Annotated in this window: 20 protein-coding genes; 13 read left to right on the top strand and 7 right to left on the bottom strand. The window is 68.9% G+C overall.

The features are described 5' to 3' along the window. Window positions 1-15 precede the first annotated feature (15 nt). Entirely contained in the window at window positions 16-585 is a 570-nt protein-coding gene (locus tag BST38_RS25235; protein WP_083146229.1) for a TetR/AcrR family transcriptional regulator, read from the top strand. A 10-nt stretch (window positions 586-595) separates the two neighbouring features. Here the strand turns inward: BST38_RS25235 and BST38_RS25240 are convergent, their stop codons facing one another. After that, window positions 596-1,192, bottom strand: coding sequence for a TetR/AcrR family transcriptional regulator (locus tag BST38_RS25240; protein WP_181791966.1), 597 nt, complete (start codon window positions 1,190-1,192; stop codon window positions 596-598). Between the two features lie 57 nt (window positions 1,193-1,249). Here BST38_RS25240 and BST38_RS25245 point away from each other — a divergent pair, with 57 nt between their 5' ends. Further along, on the top strand, window positions 1,250-2,587 hold the full coding sequence (locus BST38_RS25245; protein WP_083146231.1) for a cytochrome P450: 1,338 nt from the start codon (window positions 1,250-1,252) through the stop codon (window positions 2,585-2,587). 26 nt (window positions 2,588-2,613) lie between these two features. On the opposite strand, the gene msrA is transcribed toward BST38_RS25245, so the two are convergent. Next, window positions 2,614-3,123 (bottom strand): peptide-methionine (S)-S-oxide reductase MsrA, encoded by a 510-nt coding sequence (gene msrA / locus BST38_RS25250; RefSeq protein WP_083146232.1) that lies wholly within the window; start codon window positions 3,121-3,123, stop codon window positions 2,614-2,616. Window positions 3,124-3,222: 99 nt separating this feature from the next. On the opposite strand from msrA, the gene BST38_RS25255 reads away from it, so the two are divergent. The 7 genes from BST38_RS25255 to BST38_RS25285 all read left to right on the top strand — a co-directional run bounded on the left by BST38_RS25255 (window position 3,223) and on the right by BST38_RS25285 (window position 8,602). After that, the gene (locus tag BST38_RS25255; RefSeq protein ID WP_336385748.1) at window positions 3,223-3,645 is read left to right on the top strand and encodes a hypothetical protein; all 423 of its coding nucleotides are present in this window, start codon (window positions 3,223-3,225) and stop codon (window positions 3,643-3,645) included. 40 nt (window positions 3,646-3,685) lie between these two features. After that, window positions 3,686-4,192: a nuclear transport factor 2 family protein gene (locus tag BST38_RS25260; RefSeq protein ID WP_083146234.1), complete on the top strand. Its 507-nt coding sequence runs from the start codon at window positions 3,686-3,688 to the stop codon at window positions 4,190-4,192. Next, complete coding sequence (locus tag BST38_RS25265; protein WP_083146235.1) at window positions 4,189-5,205, top strand: NAD-dependent epimerase/dehydratase family protein; 1,017 nt, start codon at window positions 4,189-4,191, stop codon at window positions 5,203-5,205. Before BST38_RS25260 ends, BST38_RS25265 begins: the two co-directional genes overlap by 4 nt. A gap of 76 nt (window positions 5,206-5,281) precedes the next feature. Then, window positions 5,282-6,658, top strand: a complete 1,377-nt coding sequence (locus tag BST38_RS25270; protein WP_083146236.1) for an NAD(P)/FAD-dependent oxidoreductase — start codon at window positions 5,282-5,284, stop codon at window positions 6,656-6,658. An 8-nt stretch (window positions 6,659-6,666) separates the two neighbouring features. Further along, on the top strand, window positions 6,667-7,059 hold the full coding sequence (locus BST38_RS25275; protein WP_083146237.1) for a DUF427 domain-containing protein: 393 nt from the start codon (window positions 6,667-6,669) through the stop codon (window positions 7,057-7,059). 9 nt (window positions 7,060-7,068) lie between these two features. Beyond that, the gene (locus BST38_RS25280) at window positions 7,069-7,977 is read left to right on the top strand and encodes a DNA-3-methyladenine glycosylase family protein (RefSeq protein WP_083146238.1); all 909 of its coding nucleotides are present in this window, start codon (window positions 7,069-7,071) and stop codon (window positions 7,975-7,977) included. A 79-nt stretch (window positions 7,978-8,056) separates the two neighbouring features. After that, complete coding sequence (locus BST38_RS25285; protein WP_083146239.1) at window positions 8,057-8,602, top strand: Dps family protein; 546 nt, start codon at window positions 8,057-8,059, stop codon at window positions 8,600-8,602. A gap of 89 nt (window positions 8,603-8,691) precedes the next feature. On the opposite strand, the gene BST38_RS25290 is transcribed toward BST38_RS25285, so the two are convergent. After that, window positions 8,692-9,495: a PaaI family thioesterase gene (locus BST38_RS25290; protein WP_083146240.1), complete on the bottom strand. Its 804-nt coding sequence runs from the start codon at window positions 9,493-9,495 to the stop codon at window positions 8,692-8,694. A 564-nt stretch (window positions 9,496-10,059) separates the two neighbouring features. On the opposite strand from BST38_RS25290, the gene gltB reads away from it, so the two are divergent. Both gltB and BST38_RS25300 read left to right on the top strand, forming a co-directional pair. Then, window positions 10,060-14,661 (top strand): glutamate synthase large subunit, encoded by a 4,602-nt coding sequence (gene gltB / locus BST38_RS25295; protein WP_083146241.1) that lies wholly within the window; start codon window positions 10,060-10,062, stop codon window positions 14,659-14,661. Further along, entirely contained in the window at window positions 14,654-16,120 is a 1,467-nt protein-coding gene (locus tag BST38_RS25300) for a glutamate synthase subunit beta (RefSeq protein ID WP_083146242.1), read from the top strand. The genes gltB and BST38_RS25300 overlap by 8 nt, the downstream gene beginning before the upstream one ends. A 430-nt stretch (window positions 16,121-16,550) precedes the next feature. Here BST38_RS25300 and BST38_RS25305 read toward each other — a convergent pair whose 3' ends face one another. Further along, entirely contained in the window at window positions 16,551-17,414 is an 864-nt protein-coding gene (locus BST38_RS25305) for an LLM class F420-dependent oxidoreductase (protein WP_083146243.1), read from the bottom strand. A 52-nt stretch (window positions 17,415-17,466) separates the two neighbouring features. Between BST38_RS25305 and BST38_RS25310 the strand changes: the two genes are divergently transcribed. Next, window positions 17,467-18,039 carry a TIGR03086 family metal-binding protein gene (locus BST38_RS25310; RefSeq protein WP_083146274.1) on the top strand — a complete coding sequence of 191 codons (573 nt, stop codon included), beginning with the start codon at window positions 17,467-17,469 and terminating at the stop codon, window positions 18,037-18,039. 73 nt (window positions 18,040-18,112) lie between these two features. Here BST38_RS25310 and BST38_RS25315 read toward each other — a convergent pair whose 3' ends face one another. Both BST38_RS25315 and BST38_RS25320 read right to left on the bottom strand, forming a co-directional pair. Beyond that, complete coding sequence (locus BST38_RS25315; RefSeq protein WP_083146244.1) at window positions 18,113-18,436, bottom strand: ESX-1 secretion-associated protein; 324 nt, start codon at window positions 18,434-18,436, stop codon at window positions 18,113-18,115. Further along, window positions 18,433-19,548: an EspA/EspE family type VII secretion system effector gene (locus tag BST38_RS25320; protein ID WP_133057264.1), complete on the bottom strand. Its 1,116-nt coding sequence runs from the start codon at window positions 19,546-19,548 to the stop codon at window positions 18,433-18,435. The genes BST38_RS25315 and BST38_RS25320 overlap by 4 nt, the downstream gene beginning before the upstream one ends. Before the next feature lie 87 nt (window positions 19,549-19,635). Between BST38_RS25320 and BST38_RS25325 the strand changes: the two genes are divergently transcribed. After that, window positions 19,636-20,640: a PHP domain-containing protein gene (locus tag BST38_RS25325; protein ID WP_083146246.1), complete on the top strand. Its 1,005-nt coding sequence runs from the start codon at window positions 19,636-19,638 to the stop codon at window positions 20,638-20,640. Between the two features lie 15 nt (window positions 20,641-20,655). Here the strand turns inward: BST38_RS25325 and BST38_RS25330 are convergent, their stop codons facing one another. Continuing rightward, on the bottom strand, window positions 20,656-21,465 hold the full coding sequence (locus BST38_RS25330) for a TIGR03620 family F420-dependent LLM class oxidoreductase (protein ID WP_083146247.1): 810 nt from the start codon (window positions 21,463-21,465) through the stop codon (window positions 20,656-20,658). Between the last annotated feature and the right edge of the window lie 43 nt (window positions 21,466-21,508).

The following is a 21,508-nucleotide window of genomic DNA, read 5'->3' on the forward strand; positions in this document are numbered from 1 at the left end:
GTAGCGTCCGGACATGTGTCCGATCCGGCTCTGGAGTCGACGCGGCGACGCTTGACAGCCCGGCAGGCCGACACGGTGGACCGGCTGGGCCGGGCGGCTCTCGACTTGCTTCGGCGTGAGGGATTCAGCGGGCTGACGGTGCGCCGGGTGGCCGCCGAGGCGGGCGTCGGCGCCGCCACCGCCTATACCTATTTCTCGTCCAAGGAGCACCTCGTCGCCGAGGTGTTCTGGCGGCGACTGATCGGCTCGCCGCGCATCGAGCACACCTCCGACGACCGCGCCGCACGGGTCACCGAGGTGCTCGCCCACATCTCCTCTCTCGTCGCCGACGAACCGGAGTTCGCCGGCGCGGTGACCACCGCGCTGCTCGGCAGGGATCCCGACGTGGAGGAACTCCGGGCGCGCATCGGCGCCGACGTCCGCGGCAGGCTGGCCGAAGCGCTCGGGTCGGCCACCGACCCGGACGTGATCGACGCGCTGGAGATGCTCTACTCGGGGGCGCTGGTGCGCGCCGGTATGGGCCACGCGTCCTACGGGGCGATCGCCGCGAAGCTGGAGAAGTCCGCGCGGCTGCTGCTCGGGTGAGGTGAGCCGGTCAGTGCGGGCCGAGCAATGCGGTCGCCGCGACGACCGCGGGGCCGGCGATGCCGCTCATGTCTCGCCCGTCCTCGACGAAAAGTGCGGTCAGCTCCCGTAGGCCACCCAGCAGGATCAGCGCGATCGGCGGAGTGATCGGGTCCAGGCCGGCACGCCGGAATCCCACGCTGCTGGTCAGCGTCACCAGCATGTCGGTCAGGTCCTGCATCACCTGCCGGTGCAGCGGGCGTGCCACCGCACCGAGCGCGGGGGCCTCCCGGATCCAGCACAGCGTGATCGCCGGCCGGGCGCTGATGTGCTCGACATAGGCGTCGACGGCCTGGCGGATCTGTCGCCGCCAGTCCGACTCGGCGTCGACGGCGGCGTTGATACCCGCGATGAGGTCGACGTTGTTGCGGCGCAGCAGCTCGAGCAGACACTGCTCCTTGCTGGCGAAGTGCTCGTAGAACGTGCGCTTGGAGGTCCGCGCGTGCCGCACGACGTCGGCGACGGTGGTGTCACGGAATCCGCGATCGCCGATCGAGGTCGCCAGGCCGTCGAGCAGGCGGTCGGTGACCGGGCCCGCGTCGGCGAGCGCCACCGGTGTCGGGGTCACACCGAACACCTCCTCAACCCTTGCGGCCTGTTGGTACTACCCGGTACCGTACTCGCCATGACGACGGTACACCGCAGTACCAAGCCCGCCGCCCTCGACCTCCCGGTCCGCCTTCCGCCGGCGCCCCGGATCCCGCGCCTCGCCCAGGCCCTCGGCTTCTCGCTGTCGCGGCAGTGGACCGTCGAACAGATCGCCCGCCGCTACGGCGACGCGTTCACGATGACGCTGCCGGTTTTCGGCCCGACCGTGATGATCACCGAGCCGACGCTGGCCAAACAGGTGTTCATGGCCAACACCGACGACGTCGGCAACATTCAGCCGAACCTGTCCCGGGTGCTGGGGTCGGGATCGGTGTTCGCGCTCGACGGGATGGACCACCGGCGCCGCCGCAAGCTGCTCACCCCGCCGTTCCACGGCAAGAGCATCAAGAACTACGAGACGATCTTCGAAGAGGAGACGCTGCGCGAGGCGGCGAACTGGCCCGACGGGCAGCCGTTCGAGACGCTCGAACCGATGATGCGGATCACCCTGAACGTGATCCTGCGGGCCGTGTTCGGCGCCGACGGTGCGCAACTCGACGAGTTGCGGCGGATCATCCCGCCGTGGGTCACGCTCGGGTCCAGGCTGTCGGTGCTGCCGACGCCGCAACGCACCTACGGACGGTTCAGCCCGTGGGGCAGGCTGGCCACCTACCGCCGCCAGTACGACGAGGTGATCGGTCGGCTCATCGACGCCGTACAGGCCGATCCCGCCTTCGACACCCGCGACGACGTGCTGGCGCTGCTGCTGCGCAGCACCTACGAGGACGGTTCGTCGATGTCGCGTCAGGACATCGGCGACGAACTGCTGACCCTGCTGGCCGCCGGCCACGAGACCACCGCCGCGACGCTCGGCTGGGTGTTCGAGCGCATCAGCCGCCACCCCGACGTGCTGGCGAAGCTGGCGGCCGAGGCCGACACCGACGACAACGACTACCGTCAGGCGGTGATCCTGGAGGTCCAGCGGGCCCGCACCATCATCGACTTCGCGGGCAGGCACGTCTACGCGCCGACCTTCGAACTCGGTGAATGGGTTGTCCCGCAGGGGTATTCGATCGTCGTCGCGATCCGGGAGGTGCATCATCGCAGCCAGGACTTCCCGGATCCGCAGCGCTTCGACCCGCAGCGCTTCGTCGGGCAGCGACCCCCGACGCTGTCGCACATCCCGTTCGGGGGCGGCACCCGGCGCTGCGTCGGGGCGGCGTTCGCCAACGTCGAGATGGACGTCGTACTACGGACGGTGCTGCGGCACTTCACCATCGAGACGACCGCCGCGGCGGGGGAGAAGATGCACTCGCGGGGAGTGGCCTACACCCCGGCCGACGGCGGCCGTGTCGTGATGCGCCGGCGGCGCTAGTTCAGACTTCAGCGGCGAGCCGCGAATCAGACTTCAGCGCGCTTCGGCAGTTTCCAGCCCGGCCGGGGGAAGTGGCAGGTGTAGCCGGTCGGGTAGCGCTCCAGATAGTCCTGGTGCTCGGGCTCGGCCTCCCAGAAGTCCGGCGCGGGGCTCACCTCGGTGACCACCTTGCCGGGCCACAGCCCTGACGCGTCCACATCGGCGATGGTGTCCAGCGCGATCTGGCGCTGCTCGTCGTCGACGTAGAAGATCTCCGACCGGTAGCTGGTGCCGATGTCGTTGCCCTGCCGGTTCTTCGTCGTCGGGTCGTGGATCTGGAAGAAGAACTCCAGCAGCGCGCGGTAGTCGGTCTGCGCCGGGTCGTAGACGATCTCGATCGCCTCGGCGTGGCCGGGGTGATTGCGGTAGGTGGGGTGGTCGTTCTGCCCGCCGGTGTAGCCGACCCGGGTGGACACCACTCCGGGCTGCTTGCGGATCAGATCCTGCATGCCCCAGAAGCATCCGCCCGCCAGAACTGCTCGCTCGTAGTCGCTCACGCCTGCTCCTTCTCGGTGGCTGTATCCCTGCTCCCCATAGTGCCTGTGTACAACCGCGGGCGAAACGTTCGTGTTCCGGGCGGCGATTACGGAAATGTGATGCGAGTGTCCACCGCAGCCGTCGTTGTGACCGCTGCCCTTGCCGTGACCGGTGCCGCTGCCGCCTGGGTCGCGCCGAACGCGGTCGCGGAGACCGCCGTACTGGCCGAGCAACCCGGCGACGGGCGCGCGGTGTTCCTCAACGACCCCGCGATCGTCGACCCCCAGCCGTTGCGTGCCGAGTCGTACCACCGCGTCCCCGGCGACCGGGCCGTCGCCGTGCACTTCACCACCGGCACCCCGCAGTGCTTCGGCGTGCACGCCACCGCCACCGAGACCGCCGACGCGGTCACCGTCGAGTTGCAGGGCGGGACGCTGCCCGGCGCGGTCGACAAGGCCTGCATCATGCTCGCGGTGTTCGGCTCGATCGAGGTTCCGCTGCAGGAGCCGCTCGGCGACCGCCAGGTGCTCACCGTGTTCTGACGCTCGACAAGCCCGGGTAGAACGTGTTCTAGTTCTGGGTGTGACGAGCAGCACCTTCAGCCGCGAGGAACTCGCCGAGGCGTTCGGTCGGTTCGAGGCCACGGTCGACCGGGCCGCCCAGACCCGGGATTGGGATCCGTGGGTTGACCAGTACAGCGACGACATCCTCTACATCGAGCACGCCGCGGGGACGATGCGCGGGCGCGAACAGGTGCGGCCATGGATCTGGAAGACGATGGAGAGCTTCCCGGGCAGCTACATGACGTCGTTCCCGTCGCTGTGGCATGTGATCGACGAGAGCACCGGCCGCATCATCTGCGAGCTCGACAACCCGATGCGCGACCCCGGTGACGGCACCATCATCAGCGCCACCAACCTCTCGATCCTCACCTACGCCGGGGACGGGAAGTGGAAGCGGCAGGAGGACGTCTACAACCCGCTGCGATTCGTGTCCGCGACGGTGAAGTGGTGCCGCAAGGCCGAGGAACTCGGCACCTTGCCCGACGAGGCCGCCGAGTGGATGGCCAAGTACGGCGGCCGCAAGTGACCGCTCTGGTGATCGGTGCCAACGGCTACCTCGGCAGCCATGTCACCCGCCAACTCGTCGCCGCCGGTCAGGACGTGCGCGTGATGGTCCGCGACGGCGCCAACACCGTCGGTATCGACGACCTCGCGGTCACCCGGTTCGTCGGCGACATCTGGAACTCCGCGGTGTTGCGCGAGGCGATGACGGGCTGCGACGTCGTCTACTACTGCGTCGTCGACACCCGCGGCTGGCTGCGCGACCCGGCGCCGCTGTTTCGCACCAACGTCGACGGCACCCGCAACGTGCTGGACGTCGCGGTCGAACCCGAGATCGCGGCAGGGCTACGCAAGTTCGTGTTCACCAGCAGCTATGTGACCGTGGGCCGCAAGCGGGGACGGGTCGCCACCGAGGCCGACGTGATCGCCGACCCGGCGACGTTGACCCCGTACGTGCGATCCCGGGTACAGGCCGAGAACCTGGTGATGGAGTACGCGCGTGAGCGCGGCCTGCCCGCCGTCGCGATGTGCGTGTCCACCACCTACGGCGCCGGCGACTGGGGCCGCACGCCGCACGGCGCGATCATCGCCGGCGCGGCGTTCGGCAAGCTGCCGTTCGTGATGTCCGGTATCGAACTGGAAGCCGTCGGGATCGACGACGCCGCCGCGGCGCTGCTGTTGGCCGCCGACAAGGGACGGGCCGGGGAGCGGTACCTGATCTCGGAGAAGATGATCTCCAACGGCGAGGTGGTCCGGATCGCGGCCGAGGCCGCCGGGGTACCCGCGCCGTCCAGGTCGGTCCCGCTGGCGTTGTCCTACGCGATGGCGGCGCTCGGCAGCGTCAAGGCGAAGCTGACCGGGACCGATGAGCGTATGTCGCTGGGCTCGCTGCGGCTGATGCGCGCCGAGGCCCCGGTCGACTGCTCGAAGGCGCGGCGTGAACTCGGATGGCAACCACGGCCCGTCGAGGAATCGATCCGCGAGGCCGCGAGGTTCTGGGTGGGTCTGCGCGACGCGAAACGGCGACGCTCCGCCTAGCCGTCACGACACCTGGCCGTCGCGGTCAGCCTGCACCTGGGCACCGACGACCCGGCCCGGCTGCGACAATCTGTCGGTGCTCCCCAACGCGCCGGTCAACGGCCACGTGTCCCACTGGTTCGACGGGCTGCCGATCAGCCGCGCGCCGCTGCCGGGCAGCCGCGACGCGGACGTGTGCATCGTCGGCGCCGGCTACACCGGGTTGTGGACCGCGTACTACCTCAAACGCGCCGACCCGTCGCTGCGCATCGTCGTGTTGGAGGCGCGGTTCGCCGGCTACGGCGCGTCGGGCCGCAACGGCGGCTGGTTGTCGGGACTGGTCCCCGCCGAGCGCGACCGGATGGCCCGCAGGCACGGCCGTGACGGGGTGGTCGCGTGGCAGCGCGCCCTCAACGACGCCGTCGACGAGGTGATCGCGGTCGCGGCCGAGGAAGGCATCGACGCGGGCATCGTCAAGGGCGGCACCCTGGAGATCGCCCGCAACCCCGCCCAGGCCCGCCGGCTGGCCGCCGCCGCCGAGGAGGAACGCCGCTGGGGCGTCGACGGCATCACAGAACTCACCGGAGACGAAGCGGCGCAACGGATCAACCTCGACGGTGTGGTCGCGGGTTTCCACAACCCGCACTGCGCCCGGATCCAGCCGGCCCAGCTGGCCCGCGGGCTCGCGGACGCGGTCGAGCGCCTCGGTGTGGTGATCTACGAGCGGACCCCGGTCACCGAGATCGCCGCGGGCGGTGCCACCACCCCGTGGGGTGTCGTCAGCGCGCCGGTCGTGCTGCGCGCCACCGAGGGATTCACCACCCGGCTGCCCGGGCTGAAACGCCGCTGGCTGCCGATGAACAGCTCGATGATCGCGACCGAGCCTGTGCCCGAACATCTTTGGGACAGCATCGGATGGCACGGCAGGGAAACCCTTGGCGACACCGCGCACGGCTTCTTCTACGCCCAGCGCACCGTCGACGACCGGATCGCGATCGGTGGGCGCAGTGTGCCGTACCGGTTCGGGTCCCGGCTGGACCGGGACGGCCGGGTGCCCGACGCGACGATCAAGAGGCTCGGTGCGACCTTGTATTCGATCCTGCCGCAGGTCGCGTCGGTTCCGATCGCCCACGCATGGTGCGGGGTGCTCGCGGTGCCGCGCGACTGGGCCGCGACCGTCGACTTCGACCGGGCCAGCGGGCTCGGCTGGGCCGGCGGCTACGTCGGCCACGGCGTCACCGCGACCAACCTCGCCGGCCGCACGCTGACCGACCTGGTGCTCGGACGCGACACCGAGTCGACCCGGCTGCCGTGGGTCGGGCACGAATCCAGGGACTGGGAGCCCGAACCGCTGCGCTGGATCGGCGTGCGCGGGCTGTACCTGGCGTACAAGGCCGCCGACTGGCACGAGGCCCGTGGGACGAAGCGCACGTCGCCGTTCGCCGTCGCCGCCGACCGGATCGCGGGGCGTTGAATGGAGTCATGACCGAACACCCCGCCCACGAATCCCGTGAGCCACGCGAGCCCTCGGCGTCGCATCCCATCACCGTCGTGCCGACCGGCAGGCACGTGGTGGTCCGCGTCAACGGCGAGACCGTCGCCGAGACCGACTCGGCGCTGACCCTGCAGGAAGCCAGCTATCCTGCCGTGCAATACATCCCGCTCTCGGACGTGGTGGCGGGCCGGCTCACCTCCAGCGACACCACGTCGTACTGCCCGTACAAGGGCGACGCCGGCTACTTCCACGTCACCGCAGGTGGGAGCACCGTCGAGGACGCGGTCTGGACCTACCGTGACCCGTATCCGGCCGTCGCGGAGATCGCCGGGTACGTCGCGTTCTATCCGGACAAGGCCGACGTCACCGTCGACGCCTAACCTGGCGTGATGCCCCGTACGGCCAGCGTCGTGTTCCCCGGGCCGGCCAATCCGGGCTGGACGCTGTCCCCGCTGCGCCGTGGCCGGGCCGACCCGTGCTACCACGACGCCGCCGACGGCTCGATCTGGCGGACCAGCCTGATGCGCAGCGGACCGGTCACCGCGCGGATCAGCCGCAGCGCGCCCGGCGTCGTCGACTGCGAAGCGTGGGGACCGGGAGCCGCCGAGTTCATCGACACCCTGCCCGCGTTGCTCGGCGCCGACGACGACGCCGGTTTCGCGCCCGACGAACCGACGGTCGCGCGGGCGGCGGCGAAGGCGCCGCACCTGCGGCTGGGACGCACCGGGCGGGTGTTGGAGGCGCTGATCCCGGCGATCCTGGAGCAGCGCGTCGTCGGCAAGGACGCCCGCCGCGCCTGGCGCCAGCTGGTCACCGAGTACGGCGCCCCGGCGCCCGGCCCCGCGCCCGCCCACCTGCGGACTCCGCCCACCCCCGAGGCGTGGCGACGGATCCCGTCGTGGAAATTCCACCTCGCGAACGTCGACCCCGGCCGGGCCCGCACGGTGGTCGGCTGCGCCCAGCGTGCCGATGCGCTGGAACGGCTGGTCACCCGCACACCCGAGGCCGCGCGCACCGCGATGATGTCGCTGCCGGGCGTCGGGATCTGGACGGCCGCCGAGACCGCGCAGCGGGCGTTCGGCGACGCCGACGCACTCTCGGTCGGCGATTACCACCTGGCCAAGATGGTCGGGTGGACCCTGCTCGGGCATCCGATCGACGACGCCGAGATGGTGGAGCTTTTGGAACCGCTGCGACCGCACCGCCACCGCGCGGTGCGTCTGCTGGAGGTCAGCGGCATGATGCTGCACCCCCGCTTCGGGCCGCGGCTGTCGATCCCGCGGCTCGCCGATCTGTGACCTCGACGTCACCGGTGGTTATCTGCCCACAGCCCCGGGTACCCGGGCCGGGACAGTCGATCGTGCGAAGGAGCAATCTATGACTGCGTTCACCGTTCCCGGCCTCACCGACAAGCAGGGAGCCGAAGTCGCCGAGCTGCTGCAGAAAGCGCTCAGCAGGTACAACGACCTGCATCTGACGCTCAAGCATGTCCACTGGAATGTGGTGGGCCCCAACTTCATCGGCGTCCACGAGATGATCGACCCGCAGGTCGAGCTCGTCCGCGGATACGCCGACGAAGCAGCCGAACGGATCGCCGCGCTGGGCGCCGCACCGTTGGGTACCCCCGGCGCGATCATCAAAGACCGCACCTGGGACGACTACTCGGTCAACCGCGACACCGTGCAGGCCCATCTGGCCGCCCTCGACCTCGTGTACACCGGCGTGATCGAGGACACCAGGAAGTCCATCGAGCGCATCGGTGAGCTCGACCCGGTGTCGGAGGACATGCTGATCGGGCACGCCGCGGAGCTGGAGAAGTTCCAGTGGTTCGTGCGGGCGCACCTGGAGAACTCCGGTGGCCAGCTGGCCAACGCGGGCGCCGACACCGAGAAGGGCGCGGCCGCGAAGGCCAAGAAGAGCTGAGCCGCCAAGGCGACTGAGACTGCCGTCGGGGAGTGAACCGGCCCTAACCGGGTGGCCGGGGAACTCCCCGGCGGTATCTCTGTGCGGGGTCAGCGGTACGCGGTCAGCCGCGCGATCAGCGCCACCCGGCCGTCGCGGCCCACCGCCTCCGCTTCGGCCACACCGCTGCTGCGGCCGAGGTGGGAATGCCTGGCCCGGTAGTGGGCCTCCCCGCCGCCGTGGAACGGCCGCAGGAAGTTCACCCGCAGCGATGCCGTGCGGTACGCGGGCCCCGACGGGTCCCGGTTCACCGCCGCCGAGCCCACCAGTTCCAGCCCCATCGACGACACGCCGCCGTGTACCGCCCCGACACTGTTGTTCAGCACGGGATCGTCGCCCTGCACCAACACCGTTGCGGCGCCGCCGGTTTCGCCCACGCTGACCGTCATCAGATCGCGCAGCTCGGGCCCGGGCAGTGAACCGCCGGGCTCGGTCGGCCAGGACGCCAGCGTCGCCGGCACGGTGATGTAGAACGACCGGACCGTCGCCGTCGCGACGGTGTGGTCGCCGATGGCGAGTTCGCAGGTGCCCAGCGCGGCGACGCCCTGGCCGCCCAGCGGGCGCGCCACCCCGACCACCGTCGCGTCACCGGCGGCGGCGATGACGTCGGCGGCGTCCGGGGCGACCTCCAGCGACAGTTCGCTGGAGACGGTCCACTGGTCGGGTCCGCGCCGGGCGTGGTTGATCAGGCCGCCGATGTGGTCGACCAGCATCGCCATCGGTGCGATGGTCGGCGCGCCGGTGACGGGATTGCGCAGCCCTCCGACGGGGATGGACGCGACACAGCGGTCCGCGCCTTCCTCGAACGTCTCGATCCCGAATCGGCCCAGCGGCGTGTTCAGCGGGTACGGCATCCCTGCAGCCTGCCGCCATCTTGGCGCCGTGATACCCCGCTGGGGTATCTCAGACGGCAAACTCGTCGCAGCGCAACGGCTTTGGCGACGCGGGGCGTTTGCCAGACCTGCGCCGTCATGGGAAAGGGGCCCTTCAGCGTTCTCTAAGAATCCGGCAAGTCTTTGCGCAAATCGCCCAGCCTCAGTCGCTGCAGCGCAAACCCTACGTTGGGGATGGTCAGCAAACTTTGCCCCGGCGGCGTCCCAGGTCCCGGCATTCCGCCGGCATCGCCGGGCCCGATTTCTTGAAAGCGAAAACGGCGGCGCGGCAACGTTATTCACTTGTGATGTGGACGCCGGCGAATTTTCGCCGCCGCCGACCCGGCGAACTTAGTTAGGTCGGGCTAAGTTGGCATGTCAGGGGCCTTTTGTCATATCGTTTTCAACACTCGTGGCGCGTGGGAAAAGGGCCGTCGTTCAGTGCTGCACGAAGGTGCCTCCTCCGCCAGACCGGCTAACACTCTCGGCCTCTGTTGCCCTCCGTAACTTTGCAGCCGAGAAGTGTGCACTCAGAGGTAGGTGGGAATGGCGCCCAGTCGTCAAGGCCTTTATGACCCCGCGTTCGAGCACGACTCCTGTGGTGTGGCGATGGTCGCCGACATGCACGGACGTCGCAGCCGCGACATCGTGGAGAAGGCGATCACGGCGCTGCTGAACCTCGAGCACCGCGGCGCCCAGGGCGCCGAACCCAACACCGGCGACGGTGCGGGAATCCTGCTGCAGGTGCCCGACGAGTTCTTCCGCGAGGTCTGCGACTTCGAACTGCCCGAGGCGGGTAGCTACGCCACCGGCATCGCGTTCCTGCCGCAGTCCTCCAAGGACGCGGCGACCGCGTGCGAATCGGTCGAGAAGATCGCCGAGGCCGAGGGCCTGCAGGTGCTGGGCTGGCGCGACGTGCCGACCGACGATTCGTCGCTGGGTGCGCTGGCCCGCGACGCGATGCCGACGTTCCGGCAGATCTTCCTCGGCGGCGCCTCCGGCATGGACCTGGAGCGGCGCGCCTACGTCGTGCGCAAGCGTGCCGAGCACGAACTCGGCACCAAGGGCCCGGGTCAGGACGGCCCCGGCCGCGAGACCGTGTACTTCCCGAGCCTGTCCGGACAGACCTTCGTCTACAAGGGCATGCTGACCACCCCGCAGCTCAAGGCGTTCTACCTGGACCTGCAGGACGAGCGGATGACCAGCGCGCTGGGCATCGTGCACTCGCGGTTCTCGACCAACACGTTCCCGTCCTGGCCGCTCGCCCACCCGTTCCGCCGCGTCGCCCACAACGGCGAGATCAACACCGTCACCGGCAACGAGAACTGGATGCGGGCCCGTGAGGCGCTGATCAAGACCGACATATTCGGCACCAAGGCCGACCTCGACAAGATCACCCCGATCTGCACCCCCGGCGCATCGGACACCGCGCGCTTCGACGAGGTGCTCGAACTGCTCCACCTCGGCGGCCGCAGCCTGCCGCACGCGGTGCTGATGATGATCCCCGAGGCGTGGGAACGCCACGAAAAAATGGACGGGCGTCGGCGAGCATTTTATGAGTTCCACGACTCCCTGATGGAGCCGTGGGACGGCCCCGCCGCGGTGTGCTTCACCGACGGCACCGTGATCGGCGCCGTGCTCGACCGCAACGGCCTGCGCCCCTCCCGGATCTGGGTCACCGCCGACGGCCTGGTCGTGATGGCCTCGGAGGCCGGCGTGCTCGACCTCGACCAGTCCACCGTCGTCAAGAAGATGCGCCTGCAGCCCGGCCGCATGTTCCTCGTCGACACCGCCCAGGGCCGCATCGTCGACGACGAGGAGATCAAGGCCCAGCTCGCCGCCGAGCACCCCTACCAGGAGTGGCTCGACGCGGGCCTGTTCCAGCTCGACGAGCTGCCCCAGGGCGACTACGTCCGGATGCCCCACCACCGTGTGGTGCTGCGCCAGCAGATCTTCGGCTACACCTACGAGGAGCTCAACCTGCTGGTGGCGCCGATGGCGCGCACCGGCGCCGAAGCCCTCGGCTCGATGGGTACCGACACCCCCATCGCGGTGCTCTCCGCGCGCCCCCGGATGCTCTACGACTACTTCCAGCAGCTGTTCGCGCAGGTCACCAACCCGCCCCTGGACGCCATCCGGGAAGAGGTCGTGACCAGCCTGCAGGGCGCCATGGGCCCCGAGGGCGACCTGCTCAACCCCGGGCCGGAATCGTGTCGCCAGATCGTGCTGCCCCAGCCGATCCTGCGCAACGCCGAGCTGTCGAAACTGATCTGCGTCGACCCCGACCACGAGATCCGCGGCCACAAGCACGGGATGCGCGCCGCGGTGATCCGCTGCCTGTACCCGGTCAACCGGGGCGGCCAGGGGCTCAAGGAGGCGCTCGACAACGTCCGCGCCAAGGTGTCGTCGGCGATCCGCGAGGGCGCCCGCATCATCGTGCTCTCCGACCGCGAATCCGACGAGCAGCTGGCGCCGATCCCGTCGCTGCTGAGCGTGTCCGCCGTCCACCACCACCTGGTGCGCGAACGCACCCGCACCCAGGTCGGGCTGATCGTCGAGGCCGGTGACGCCCGCGAGGTGCACCACATGGCCGCGCTGTGCGGCTTCGGTGCCGCCGCGATCAACCCGTACATGGCGTTCGAGTCGATCGAGGACATGGTCGACCGGGGTGTCATCAGCGGCATCAGCAGCGACCAGGCCAAGGCCAACTACGTCAAGGCCGCGGGCAAGGGTGTGCTGAAGGTGATGTCGAAGATGGGCATCTCCACGCTCGCGTCCTACACCGGCGCCCAGCTGTTCCAGGCCATCGGCATCAACCAGCAGGTGCTCGACGACTACTTCACCGGACTGACCTGCCCGGTCGGCGGCATCGACCTCGACGACATCGCCGCCGACATCGCCGCCCGGCACGCGCTGGCCTACCTGGACCGCCCCGACGAGTGGGCACACCGCGAGCTTGAGGTCGGCGGTGAGTACCAGTGGCGCCGCGAGGGTGAGTACCACCTGTTCAACCCGGACACGGTGTTCAAGCTGCAGCACTCGACGCGCACGGGGCAGTACTCGGTCTTCAAGGAGTACACCAAGCTCGTCGACGACCAGAGCGAGCGGATGGCCTCGCTGCGCGGTCTGCTGAAGTTCCGTGACGGGGTGCGCCAGCCGGTGCCGATCGAGGAGGTCGAACCGGCCAGCGAGATCGTCAAACGCTTCTCCACCGGTGCGATGAGCTACGGCTCCATCTCCGCCGAGGCTCACGAGACGCTCGCGATCGCGATGAATCGGCTCGGCGGACGGTCGAACTCGGGTGAGGGCGGCGAGAACGTCAACCGCTTCGACCACGACGAGAACGGCGACTGGCGTCGCAGCGCGATCAAGCAGGTGGCCTCGGGACGGTTCGGTGTCACGAGCCACTACCTGACCAACTGCACCGACATCCAGATCAAGATGGCCCAGGGCGCCAAACCCGGTGAGGGCGGCCAGCTTCCGGGGCACAAGGTCTACCCGTGGGTGGCCGAGGTGCGCCACTCCACGCCGGGTGTGGGCCTGATCTCCCCGCCGCCGCACCACGACATCTACTCGATCGAGGATCTCGCGCAGCTGATCCACGACCTGAAGAACGCCAACCCGCAGGCCCGCGTGCACGTGAAGCTGGTGTCGGAGAACGGCGTCGGCACGGTGGCGGCCGGCGTGTCCAAAGCGCACGCCGACGTGGTGCTGATCTCCGGGCACGACGGTGGCACCGGTGCGACCCCGCTGACGTCGATGAAGCACGCGGGCGCGCCGTGGGAACTCGGTCTGGCCGAGACCCAGCAGACGCTGCTGCTCAACGGTCTGCGTGACCGCATCGTCGTGCAGGTCGACGGGCAGCTCAAGACCGGCCGCGACGTGGTGGTCGCCGCGCTGCTCGGCGCCGAGGAGTTCGGCTTCGCGACCGCCCCGCTGGTGGTGTCGGGCTGCATCATGATGCGGGTGTGTCATCTCGACACCTGCCCGGTCGGTGTCGCCACGCAGAACCCGCTGCTGCGTCAGCGTTTCAACGGCAAGCCGGAGTTCGTCGAGAACTTCTTCCTCTTCATCGCCGAGGAAGTCCGGGAACTGATGGCGCAGTTGGGCTTCCGGACCGTCAACGAGATGGTCGGCCAGGTCGGCGCGCTGGACACCACCCAGGCTGCCGCGCACTGGAAGGCGCACAAGCTCGACCTGACTCCGGTGCTGCACGAGCCCGACTCGGCGTTCATGAACCAGGATCTGTACTGCAGCTCCGGTCAGGACCACGGTCTGGACAAGGCGCTCGACCAGCAGCTCATCACGCAGAGCCGGGAAGCGATCGACCACGGTACCCCGGTGCGCTTCTCGACGACGATCGCCAACGTCAACCGCACCGTCGGCACGATGCTCGGCCACGAGGTCACCAAAGCCTATGGGGGCCAGGGGCTTCCGGACGGAACCATCGACATCACGTTCGAGGGTTCGGCCGGCAACAGCTTCGGCGCGTTCGTCCCCAAGGGCGTCACGCTGCGGGTCTACGGCGACGCGAACGACTACGTCGGCAAGGGCCTGTCGGGTGGCCGCGTCGTGGTGCGTCCGTCGGACAACGCACCCGCGGACTATGTCGCCGAGGACAACATCATCGCCGGAAACGTGGTGCTGTTCGGCGCCACCAGCGGCGAGATGTTCCTGCGCGGCCAGGTGGGTGAGCGGTTCGCGGTGCGCAACTCCGGTGCCCACGCGGTGGTCGAGGGTGTCGGCGACCACGGCTGCGAGTACATGACCGGTGGCCGCGTGGTGATCCTGGGCCCGACCGGCCGCAACTTCGCCGCGGGTATGTCCGGTGGCATCGGCTATGTGTACGACCCGCACGACACGCTCGCCGGAAACCTCAACGCCGAGATGGTTGAGCTCGAGAGCCTCGGAGATAGCGACTCAGAAGACGCCGTGTTCGTCCACGGCATGATCCAGGCGCACGTTGATGCCACCGATTCCGCGGTGGGGCAACGGATCCTGGCCGATTGGAACGGTGAACTGGTGCACTTCAAGAAGGTGATGCCGCGCGACTACAAGCGCGTCCTGGAGGCGATCGCCGAAGCGGAACGGGCCGGCGCCGACGAGAACGGTGTCGCCGAGGCGATCATGGCGGCCGCAAATGGCTGATCCGCGCGGCTTCATGAAGGTCACCCACCGCGAGACGCCCAAGCGGCGCCCCGTCGATCTGCGGCTCAAGGACTGGCACGAGGTGTACGAGGACTTCTCCCTCGACACGCTCAAGGCCCAGGCCGGCCGCTGCATGGACTGCGGTATCCCGTTCTGCCACAACGGTTGCCCGCTGGGTAACCTGATCCCGGAGTGGAACGACCTGGTCCGCACCGACCGCTGGCGCGACGCGATCGAGCGGTTGCACGCGACCAACAACTTCCCGGAGTTCACCGGCCGGCTGTGTCCGGCGCCGTGCGAGGGCTCGTGCGTGCTCGGCATCAACCAGGATCCGGTGACCATCAAGCAGGTCGAGGTCGAGATTATCGACAAGGCCTTCGACGAGGGCTGGGTGGTCCCGCTCCCGCCGACCAAGCTGACCGGCAAGACCGTCGCGGTCGTCGGCTCGGGACCCGCGGGGTTGGCTGCGGCACAGCAGCTCACCCGGGCCGGGCACAAGGTCACGGTGTTCGAGCGTGACGACCGCATCGGCGGTCTGCTGCGCTACGGCATCCCCGAGTTCAAGATGGAGAAGCGCCACATCGACCGTCGCCTCGACCAGATGCGGGCCGAGGGAACGGAATTCCGCACCGGCGTGAACGTCGGGGTGGACATCACCGCGGCGCAGCTGCGTTCGGAGTTCGACGCGGTGGTGCTCGCCGGCGGCGCGACCGCGCGCCGGGATCTGCCGATCCCCGGCCGTGAGCTCGAAGGCATCTACCAGGCGATGGAGTACCTGCCGTGGGCCAACCGCGTGCAGCTCGGCGATCCCGTCATCGACGAGGACGGCCAGCCGCCGATCACGGCCAAGGGCAAAAAGGTCATCATCATCGGCGGCGGGGACACCGGCGCCGACTGCCTGGGCACCGCGAACCGTCAGGGTGCGGCCAGCGTGCACCAGTTCGAGATCATGCCTCGGCCGCCCGAGACGCGTGCGGACTCGACGCCGTGGCCGACCTACCCGCTGATGTTCCGCGTCACGTCTGCCCACGAAGAGGGTGGCGAGCGCGTGTACTCGGTGAACACCGAGCAGTTCCTCGGAGAGGACGGCAAGGTCACCAAGCTGCGCGGCCACGAGGTCGAGATGAAGGCGGGCAAGTTCGAGAAGATCGACGGCACCGACTTCGAGATGGACGCCGACCTGGTGCTCCTGGCGATGGGCTTCACGGGTCCGGAGCGCGAGGGGCTGCTGACCGATCTCGGGGTGGAGTTCAGCGAGCGCGGCAACGTCTCGCGGGATTCCGTGTTCGCGACGACGGTGCCCGGTGTCTACGTTGCCGGTGATATGGGTCGCGGACAGTCGCTGATCGTGTGGGCGATCGCGGAGGGCCGTGCGGCGGCGTCAGCGGTGGACAAGTACCTGATGGGGAGCACGGCGCTGCCGGCGCCGATCAAGCCGACGGCCGTGCCGCAGCGGTAGGGGCTTGCGCGAAGAGCCGATAGGTCCAGCGGTAGGTCCAGCGGTAGGCCTCGTCTCGACCCCATCCGTCACACCAGTCACTCCAAAAACATCCGATCATTGATCGGCGTGCCTGCGGAAGTTTGCCGGTGGCCGGGCGTCTAATGACTTGGTGAGAGGGCTGGGGTAATGTGGCTCCCCGGTTCAGCTATTACGCACCGCAGGAGTAATCGCCATGAGTCGCAGCCCGATTACCCGGACAAGGGTGGGTCGAATTGCCTGGACATTGCTACGCCACCCGGTCAAGAGCCGTGAGTATCCCGCCAAAGCCGAACGCCTGATCACCGCGGACGAACTGCTCCGCTTCGGCGTCTAGCGAACTCGTCCCGGCTGTTTCGACGCCTGGCCGGCGGCGGAATGGGTGGTTTGCCGAACCGTTATCGTTTCGTGATCAGCCGCGGGCGTCGCCGTCCAGCAGCCCGGAGGACCCGATCTTTTCGGCCAGCGGTTCCAGGACCGAGGGATCGTAGGGCGGTGGCAGATAGATGATCGCGAGGTCCAGACCCTCCTCACCGAGTGCGGCCGCTTCGGCGATCACCTTGTCGATGTCGTGGTCCTGGTCGAGGCGCACATGGGCTGACAGCGTGATCTCTTTCGGGTCCCGGCCGATGTCGGCGCAGTGCCCGGCGAGCACGTCGCGCTTGCGGGCGAACTCCTCCGGGGTGCCGCCGACGAAGTTCCAGTGGTCGGCGTACTGGGCGGTGATCCGCAGCGTGCGCTTCTCGCCGCTGCCGCCGATACAGATCGGCGGATGGGGCTGCTGCGGGCCTTTCGGCTCGTTGCGGGCGTCCTTGAGTTGGTAGAACTTGCCGTCGAACGTCGTCGTCTCCTGGGACAGCAGCCCCCGCAGCACCTGGCAGGCCTCCTCGAAGCGGTCGAAGCGCTCCTTGATGCTGCCCAGTTCGATGCCGTAGGCGCCTGATTCCTCCTCGTTCCAGCCGGCGCCGATGCCGAGCTCGAGACGGCCGTTGGACACGATGTCCAGCGCCGACGCCATGTTGGCCAGCACCGCGGGGTGCCGGTAGTGGATGCCGGTGACGAGCACTCCGACGCGCAGTCGCGTGGTCGCCTGGGCCAGCGCGGTCAGCGTGGTCCATCCCTCCAGGCACGGACCGGTGGAGTCGGAGAAGATCGGGTAGAAGTGGTCGAAGGTCCAGCCCGATTCGAAGACGTCGATGTCGTCGGCGGTCTTCCAGATCTCGAGCATGTCGGGCCAGGTGGTGTTCTGCGGTGATGTCTTGAACGCGAATCTCACCCTGTCAAGGGTAGGCCGATGAGTTGTGAGCTTCCTGGTGGTCGGTATGGGCATGATCGATATGACGGCATCCTGTGCGGCGGTCTCCCGGTTGTTGGGCCAGGTGAACGATGACCAACTCGGTGCGGCGACCCCGTGTGCGGAGATGAACCTGGGCGCCCTCGTCGCCCACATCGGCGGGCTGGCACTCGCTTTCGAAGCGGCGGCGCGCAAGGACTTCGGTCCGCTGACCGACACCCCTCCCGAGATCGTCGACGCCCCGGAGCCTGACTGGCGCCAGACCTATCCCGCGCGTCTTGCCGCGCTGGCCGCGGCGTGGCGTGAGCCCGGGGCGTGGCAGGGGATGTCGCGCGCCGGGAGCGTGGACTTCCCGGCCGACGTCGGCGGCATGATCGCGCTGACCGAGGTCGTCGTGCACGGCTGGGACCTTGCGGTGTCGGCGGGTCTGGATTACGACGCGCCGGGGGAGGAGACGTTGGCGGCCGTGCACGGCCACGTCGCAACCTTCACCGCGGAACCGATTGAGGGGTTGTTCGGCCCAGCCGTGCCGGTACCCGAGCACGCACCTCTGCTCGACCGGGTGGTCGGGCTGACCGGGCGCGATCCCGGCCGACCTATCGGATAGGCGCCACCAGCGACATCAGTTCGGTCCCATCGTCGGACAGCTGGACCAGCGTGCGCCCGACGCGCCGGATTCGTCACAGGTGGCACTGCCCGCCGACCTGCTTGCCCGTCAGGTAGTCCGTGTTCTCGTAGTTGGCCGCGGCAGTGGTGAGTTTCGCCGACAGCTCGGTCGATTTCTGGAACAGTCTGGTGCCCAATTCGTTTCGGGCGTCATCGGCTGACGACATCGCCGCACTCGTCGCGGCGCACACCAGCCCGTGGGTGTGCAGGATCGATGCCGCGGCAGGGGCTGCGGCCCGGTTCGCGCCGGTGAGTTGGTCTGCGGCGTGCCGATGTTGTTTGGCGAGATGGCCGAGGTGGCAGGTCAGCACGTTGAGGTTGCGTTCGGGGTTGGTCATCGGGGCCTCTTCCGGTGGGGTGTGTTCGGGCTGCCGCGCAGCGGTGCCCGCCCGGTCCCGGTGCCGCTGGTTTCGGCGGGGCGGGCGCGCACGGCTGGGGAGGGTGCCGGCGGGACGCCGGGTGTGCGCGCCGGGACGCCGGGTGTGCGCGGCGGAACGGCACGCGAACGAGCTTGCGGTGCATCGGCTTTGGTGTATGGCGTGGCTGCCGGGCCCCAGGGGAAGTCGATGTCGGGCACCTCGTACGTGTCCGGGTTCGCGACGCGAGTCGGACGATCGTCGAGATCATCCCTTTGCCGGATCAGCGTGCCACACGGTCCGCGTGTCTCGTCGTCCACATCGGCCGTATCTTCGTGGTGGATGGCCTTGAGGGCTGTGCGGTAGTCCTGTTCGACCTGCCGGATCAGCCAGGCGCTGTGCAACGAGGTCGCGGCCAGATCCCGCATCGACGACGCCGTCATGTCGAGCGCCACTGCGGCAGCCGTCATGTCGAGTGCCGCTTTCGCCGCCGCCAGCGGCGGGACGAAGTTCATCCATGCGGTGGTCAGGCCGAAGTCGTAGAGATACTGGGACGCCTCGTCGAGTGTCTGCCGCGTCTGGATCACCTGAGCGGCCTGCCGGCTCAGGATGCGGGCGATCGTCGAATCCGTCACCTGCGTCGCAGATATGCGTCTGCGGTGCACATTGTTGACGTTCCTGTAGGCCGCGGCCGCGCTGCCGTCCCATTGATCGTCGGCGGGGTCCGCGGCGGCGACCGTTTTCAGTGCGTCGTCGAGGTGGCCGGCCGACTCGCGAAATCCGGAGCCGACTTCGGGATCGCCGGACCCGGTCAGCGCCTTCTCGCCCTCGATGACCAGCTGGGTGACGGCCAGGATTTTCGAATCGGCGAGCTTGACCATCGCGCCGAGGTACCGCGTCGGCACCTCGCCGAGCCGAACACCGAGGTGCTGCAGACCCTGCCCGACCCCGGTCACGTCGCCGAGCAGGTTCCTGGCGTCGGTCACCGCGCCGTGCACGTCGCCGGTCGCGATGTTGCCGACCAGGCTCGGTGCATCCACGACGGCACTGCGGACACCGTCGCCGATGTCCATCAAGTCTTGCGCTGTGCCCACGAAACTCCTCCCTGGCTCGACCGTAACGCGGTCACCGAGGGGGTCACGACGGAAGTTTTCGCGCCCACTCCGGGCACACTGGAGGACATGGACCCGGTCATCGCGCTGCGCCAGATCGCGTACTACAAGGACCGCGCCCGAGAAGATCCGCGCCGGGTGATGGCCTACCGCAACGCCGCGGATGTGATCGAGTCGCTGACCGCGGAGCAGCGCGACAAACACGGTGCCGCCAACAGCTGGCAGTCGCTGCCGAGGATCGGCCCGAAGACGGCCAAAGTGATCGCGCAGGCCTGGGCCGGTCAGGAACCCGATGCGCTGGTCGAATTGCGGCAGACCGCCGAGGATCTGGGCGGCGGGGACATCCGGGCCGCCCTGCGTGGTGACCTGCACGTGCATTCGAACTGGTCGGACGGGTCGGCGCCGATCGAGGAGATGATGACCGCGGCCCGCGACCTCGGCCACGAGTACTGCGCGCTGACCGACCACTCGCCGCGCCTGCGGGTCGCCAACGGCCTGTCCGCGGAACGGCTGCGCGAGCAACTCGACGTGATCGACGAGATCCGCGAACTCGTCGCCCCCATGCGGATCCTGACCGGCATCGAGGTCGACATCCTCGAGGACGGCTCGCTGGATCAGGAGGACGAGCTGCTCGAACGCCTCGACATCGTGGTGGCCAGCGTGCACTCGAAGCTCGCGATGGACGAGGCCGCGATGACCCGGCGGATGCTCAAAGCGGTCGCCAACCCGCACACCGATGTGCTCGGGCACTGCACCGGGCGGCTCGTCACGGGCGGGCGTGGCGTGCGCCCCGAATCGAAGTTCGACGCCGAGAAGGTCTTCGGCCTGTGCCGCGACGCGGGAACCGCCGTTGAGATCAACTCCCGGCCGGAGCGCCGGGATCCGCCCACCCGCCTGCTCACCCTCGCGATGGAGATCGGCTGTCTCTTCTCGATCGACACCGATTCGCACGCCCCCGGACAGCTGGAGTTTCTCGGCTACGGCGCCCAGCGTGCGTTGGACGCCGGCCTGGAACCCGAACGGATCGTCAACACCTGGGCGGTCGAGGACCTGCTGGCCTGGACGCGCGCCTGACAGACCGCCCGTGGGTCAGGTGAGTGCCTCGGCCAGCAGCGCGGCCGCGGTGCGCCCGGTCGGCAGGTCACCGGAGCCGAGCACCTGCAGGTTGACGTGGTCCGCCCCGGCCGAGAGCAGACGTTCGGCATGGGCGGCGACCTCGCTCGCGGTGCCGCAGGCCACCAAGGTGTCCACCAGGCGATCGCTGACCGTGTCGACGTCGTCGACTGAGAAGCCTTGACGGGCAAATGATCTCTGGTAACTCGGCATCGTGGACAGGAAGCTCAGCGGCTCGCGGGCGAGGGCTCTGGCCTGGTGCCGGTCGCTGCTCAGCACGGCGAACAGGCCGACCGCCAGCACCCGGTCCTCGCCGAGGATCTCCCGTGCTCGGGTGATCAGGGCGGGGGTGAACAACATCGGCAGTGCTCCGGCGCAGCGCGCGCGGGCCAGTTCCAGCGCCCGGTCGCCGAACGCGGCGAGGAGCCTGCGCTCGCGCGGCACGGCGTCCAGAGCGTCGAGATACTCACCCATCAGGGTCAGCGCGTGGGGTCTGTGCGATGTGCCCAATCCGACCATGAGCCTGCCGGGTGCGAGGGTCTCCGCGGCGGTGAAGAGTCGGGCGACGTCGGTCGCCGCGTATACGTCCGGCGGGATGATCGCCGACCCGACGGTGACGGTGTGCGTCGCGGCCAACAGATCGGTCAATCGGTCAAGACGATCGAGCTGGCCGCCGTTCACCCAGAGTGTGCCGAACCCGAGTCCCTCGATCGCCGACGCGTCGGCCAGGTGGTCGGCCGTCACGTCGATCGTGAATCCGAATCTTCCCAACGGATTTGGTGCCATGGGAGGACCCTAGAACCTGAACCATTCTTGAGGTCAACGGTCG

This window comes from Mycolicibacterium parafortuitum (genome assembly GCF_002086815.1).
In the GTDB taxonomy this organism is placed as follows: domain Bacteria; phylum Actinomycetota; class Actinomycetes; order Mycobacteriales; family Mycobacteriaceae; genus Mycobacterium; species Mycobacterium parafortuitum.

Coding starts and splice junctions, on each gene's coding strand:
- BST38_RS25245 (WP_083146231.1), top strand. CDS start 1,250: ATGACGACGGTACACCGCAGTACCAAGCCCGCCGCCCTCGACCTCCCG.
- BST38_RS25255 (WP_336385748.1), top strand. CDS start 3,223: ATGCGAGTGTCCACCGCAGCCGTCGTTGTGACCGCTGCCCTTGCCGTG.
- BST38_RS25275 (WP_083146237.1), top strand. CDS start 6,667: ATGACCGAACACCCCGCCCACGAATCCCGTGAGCCACGCGAGCCCTCG.
- BST38_RS25280 (WP_083146238.1), top strand. CDS start 7,069: ATGCCCCGTACGGCCAGCGTCGTGTTCCCCGGGCCGGCCAATCCGGGC.
- BST38_RS25285 (WP_083146239.1), top strand. CDS start 8,057: ATGACTGCGTTCACCGTTCCCGGCCTCACCGACAAGCAGGGAGCCGAA.
- BST38_RS25290 (WP_083146240.1), bottom strand. CDS start 9,495: ATGCCGTACCCGCTGAACACGCCGCTGGGCCGATTCGGGATCGAGACG.
- gltB (WP_083146241.1), top strand. CDS start 10,060: ATGGCGCCCAGTCGTCAAGGCCTTTATGACCCCGCGTTCGAGCACGAC.
- BST38_RS25300 (WP_083146242.1), top strand. CDS start 14,654: ATGGCTGATCCGCGCGGCTTCATGAAGGTCACCCACCGCGAGACGCCC.
- BST38_RS25310 (WP_083146274.1), top strand. CDS start 17,467: ATGATCGATATGACGGCATCCTGTGCGGCGGTCTCCCGGTTGTTGGGC.
- BST38_RS25315 (WP_083146244.1), bottom strand. CDS start 18,436: ATGACCAACCCCGAACGCAACCTCAACGTGCTGACCTGCCACCTCGGC.
- BST38_RS25325 (WP_083146246.1), top strand. CDS start 19,636: ATGGACCCGGTCATCGCGCTGCGCCAGATCGCGTACTACAAGGACCGC.
- BST38_RS25330 (WP_083146247.1), bottom strand. CDS start 21,465: ATGGCACCAAATCCGTTGGGAAGATTCGGATTCACGATCGACGTGACG.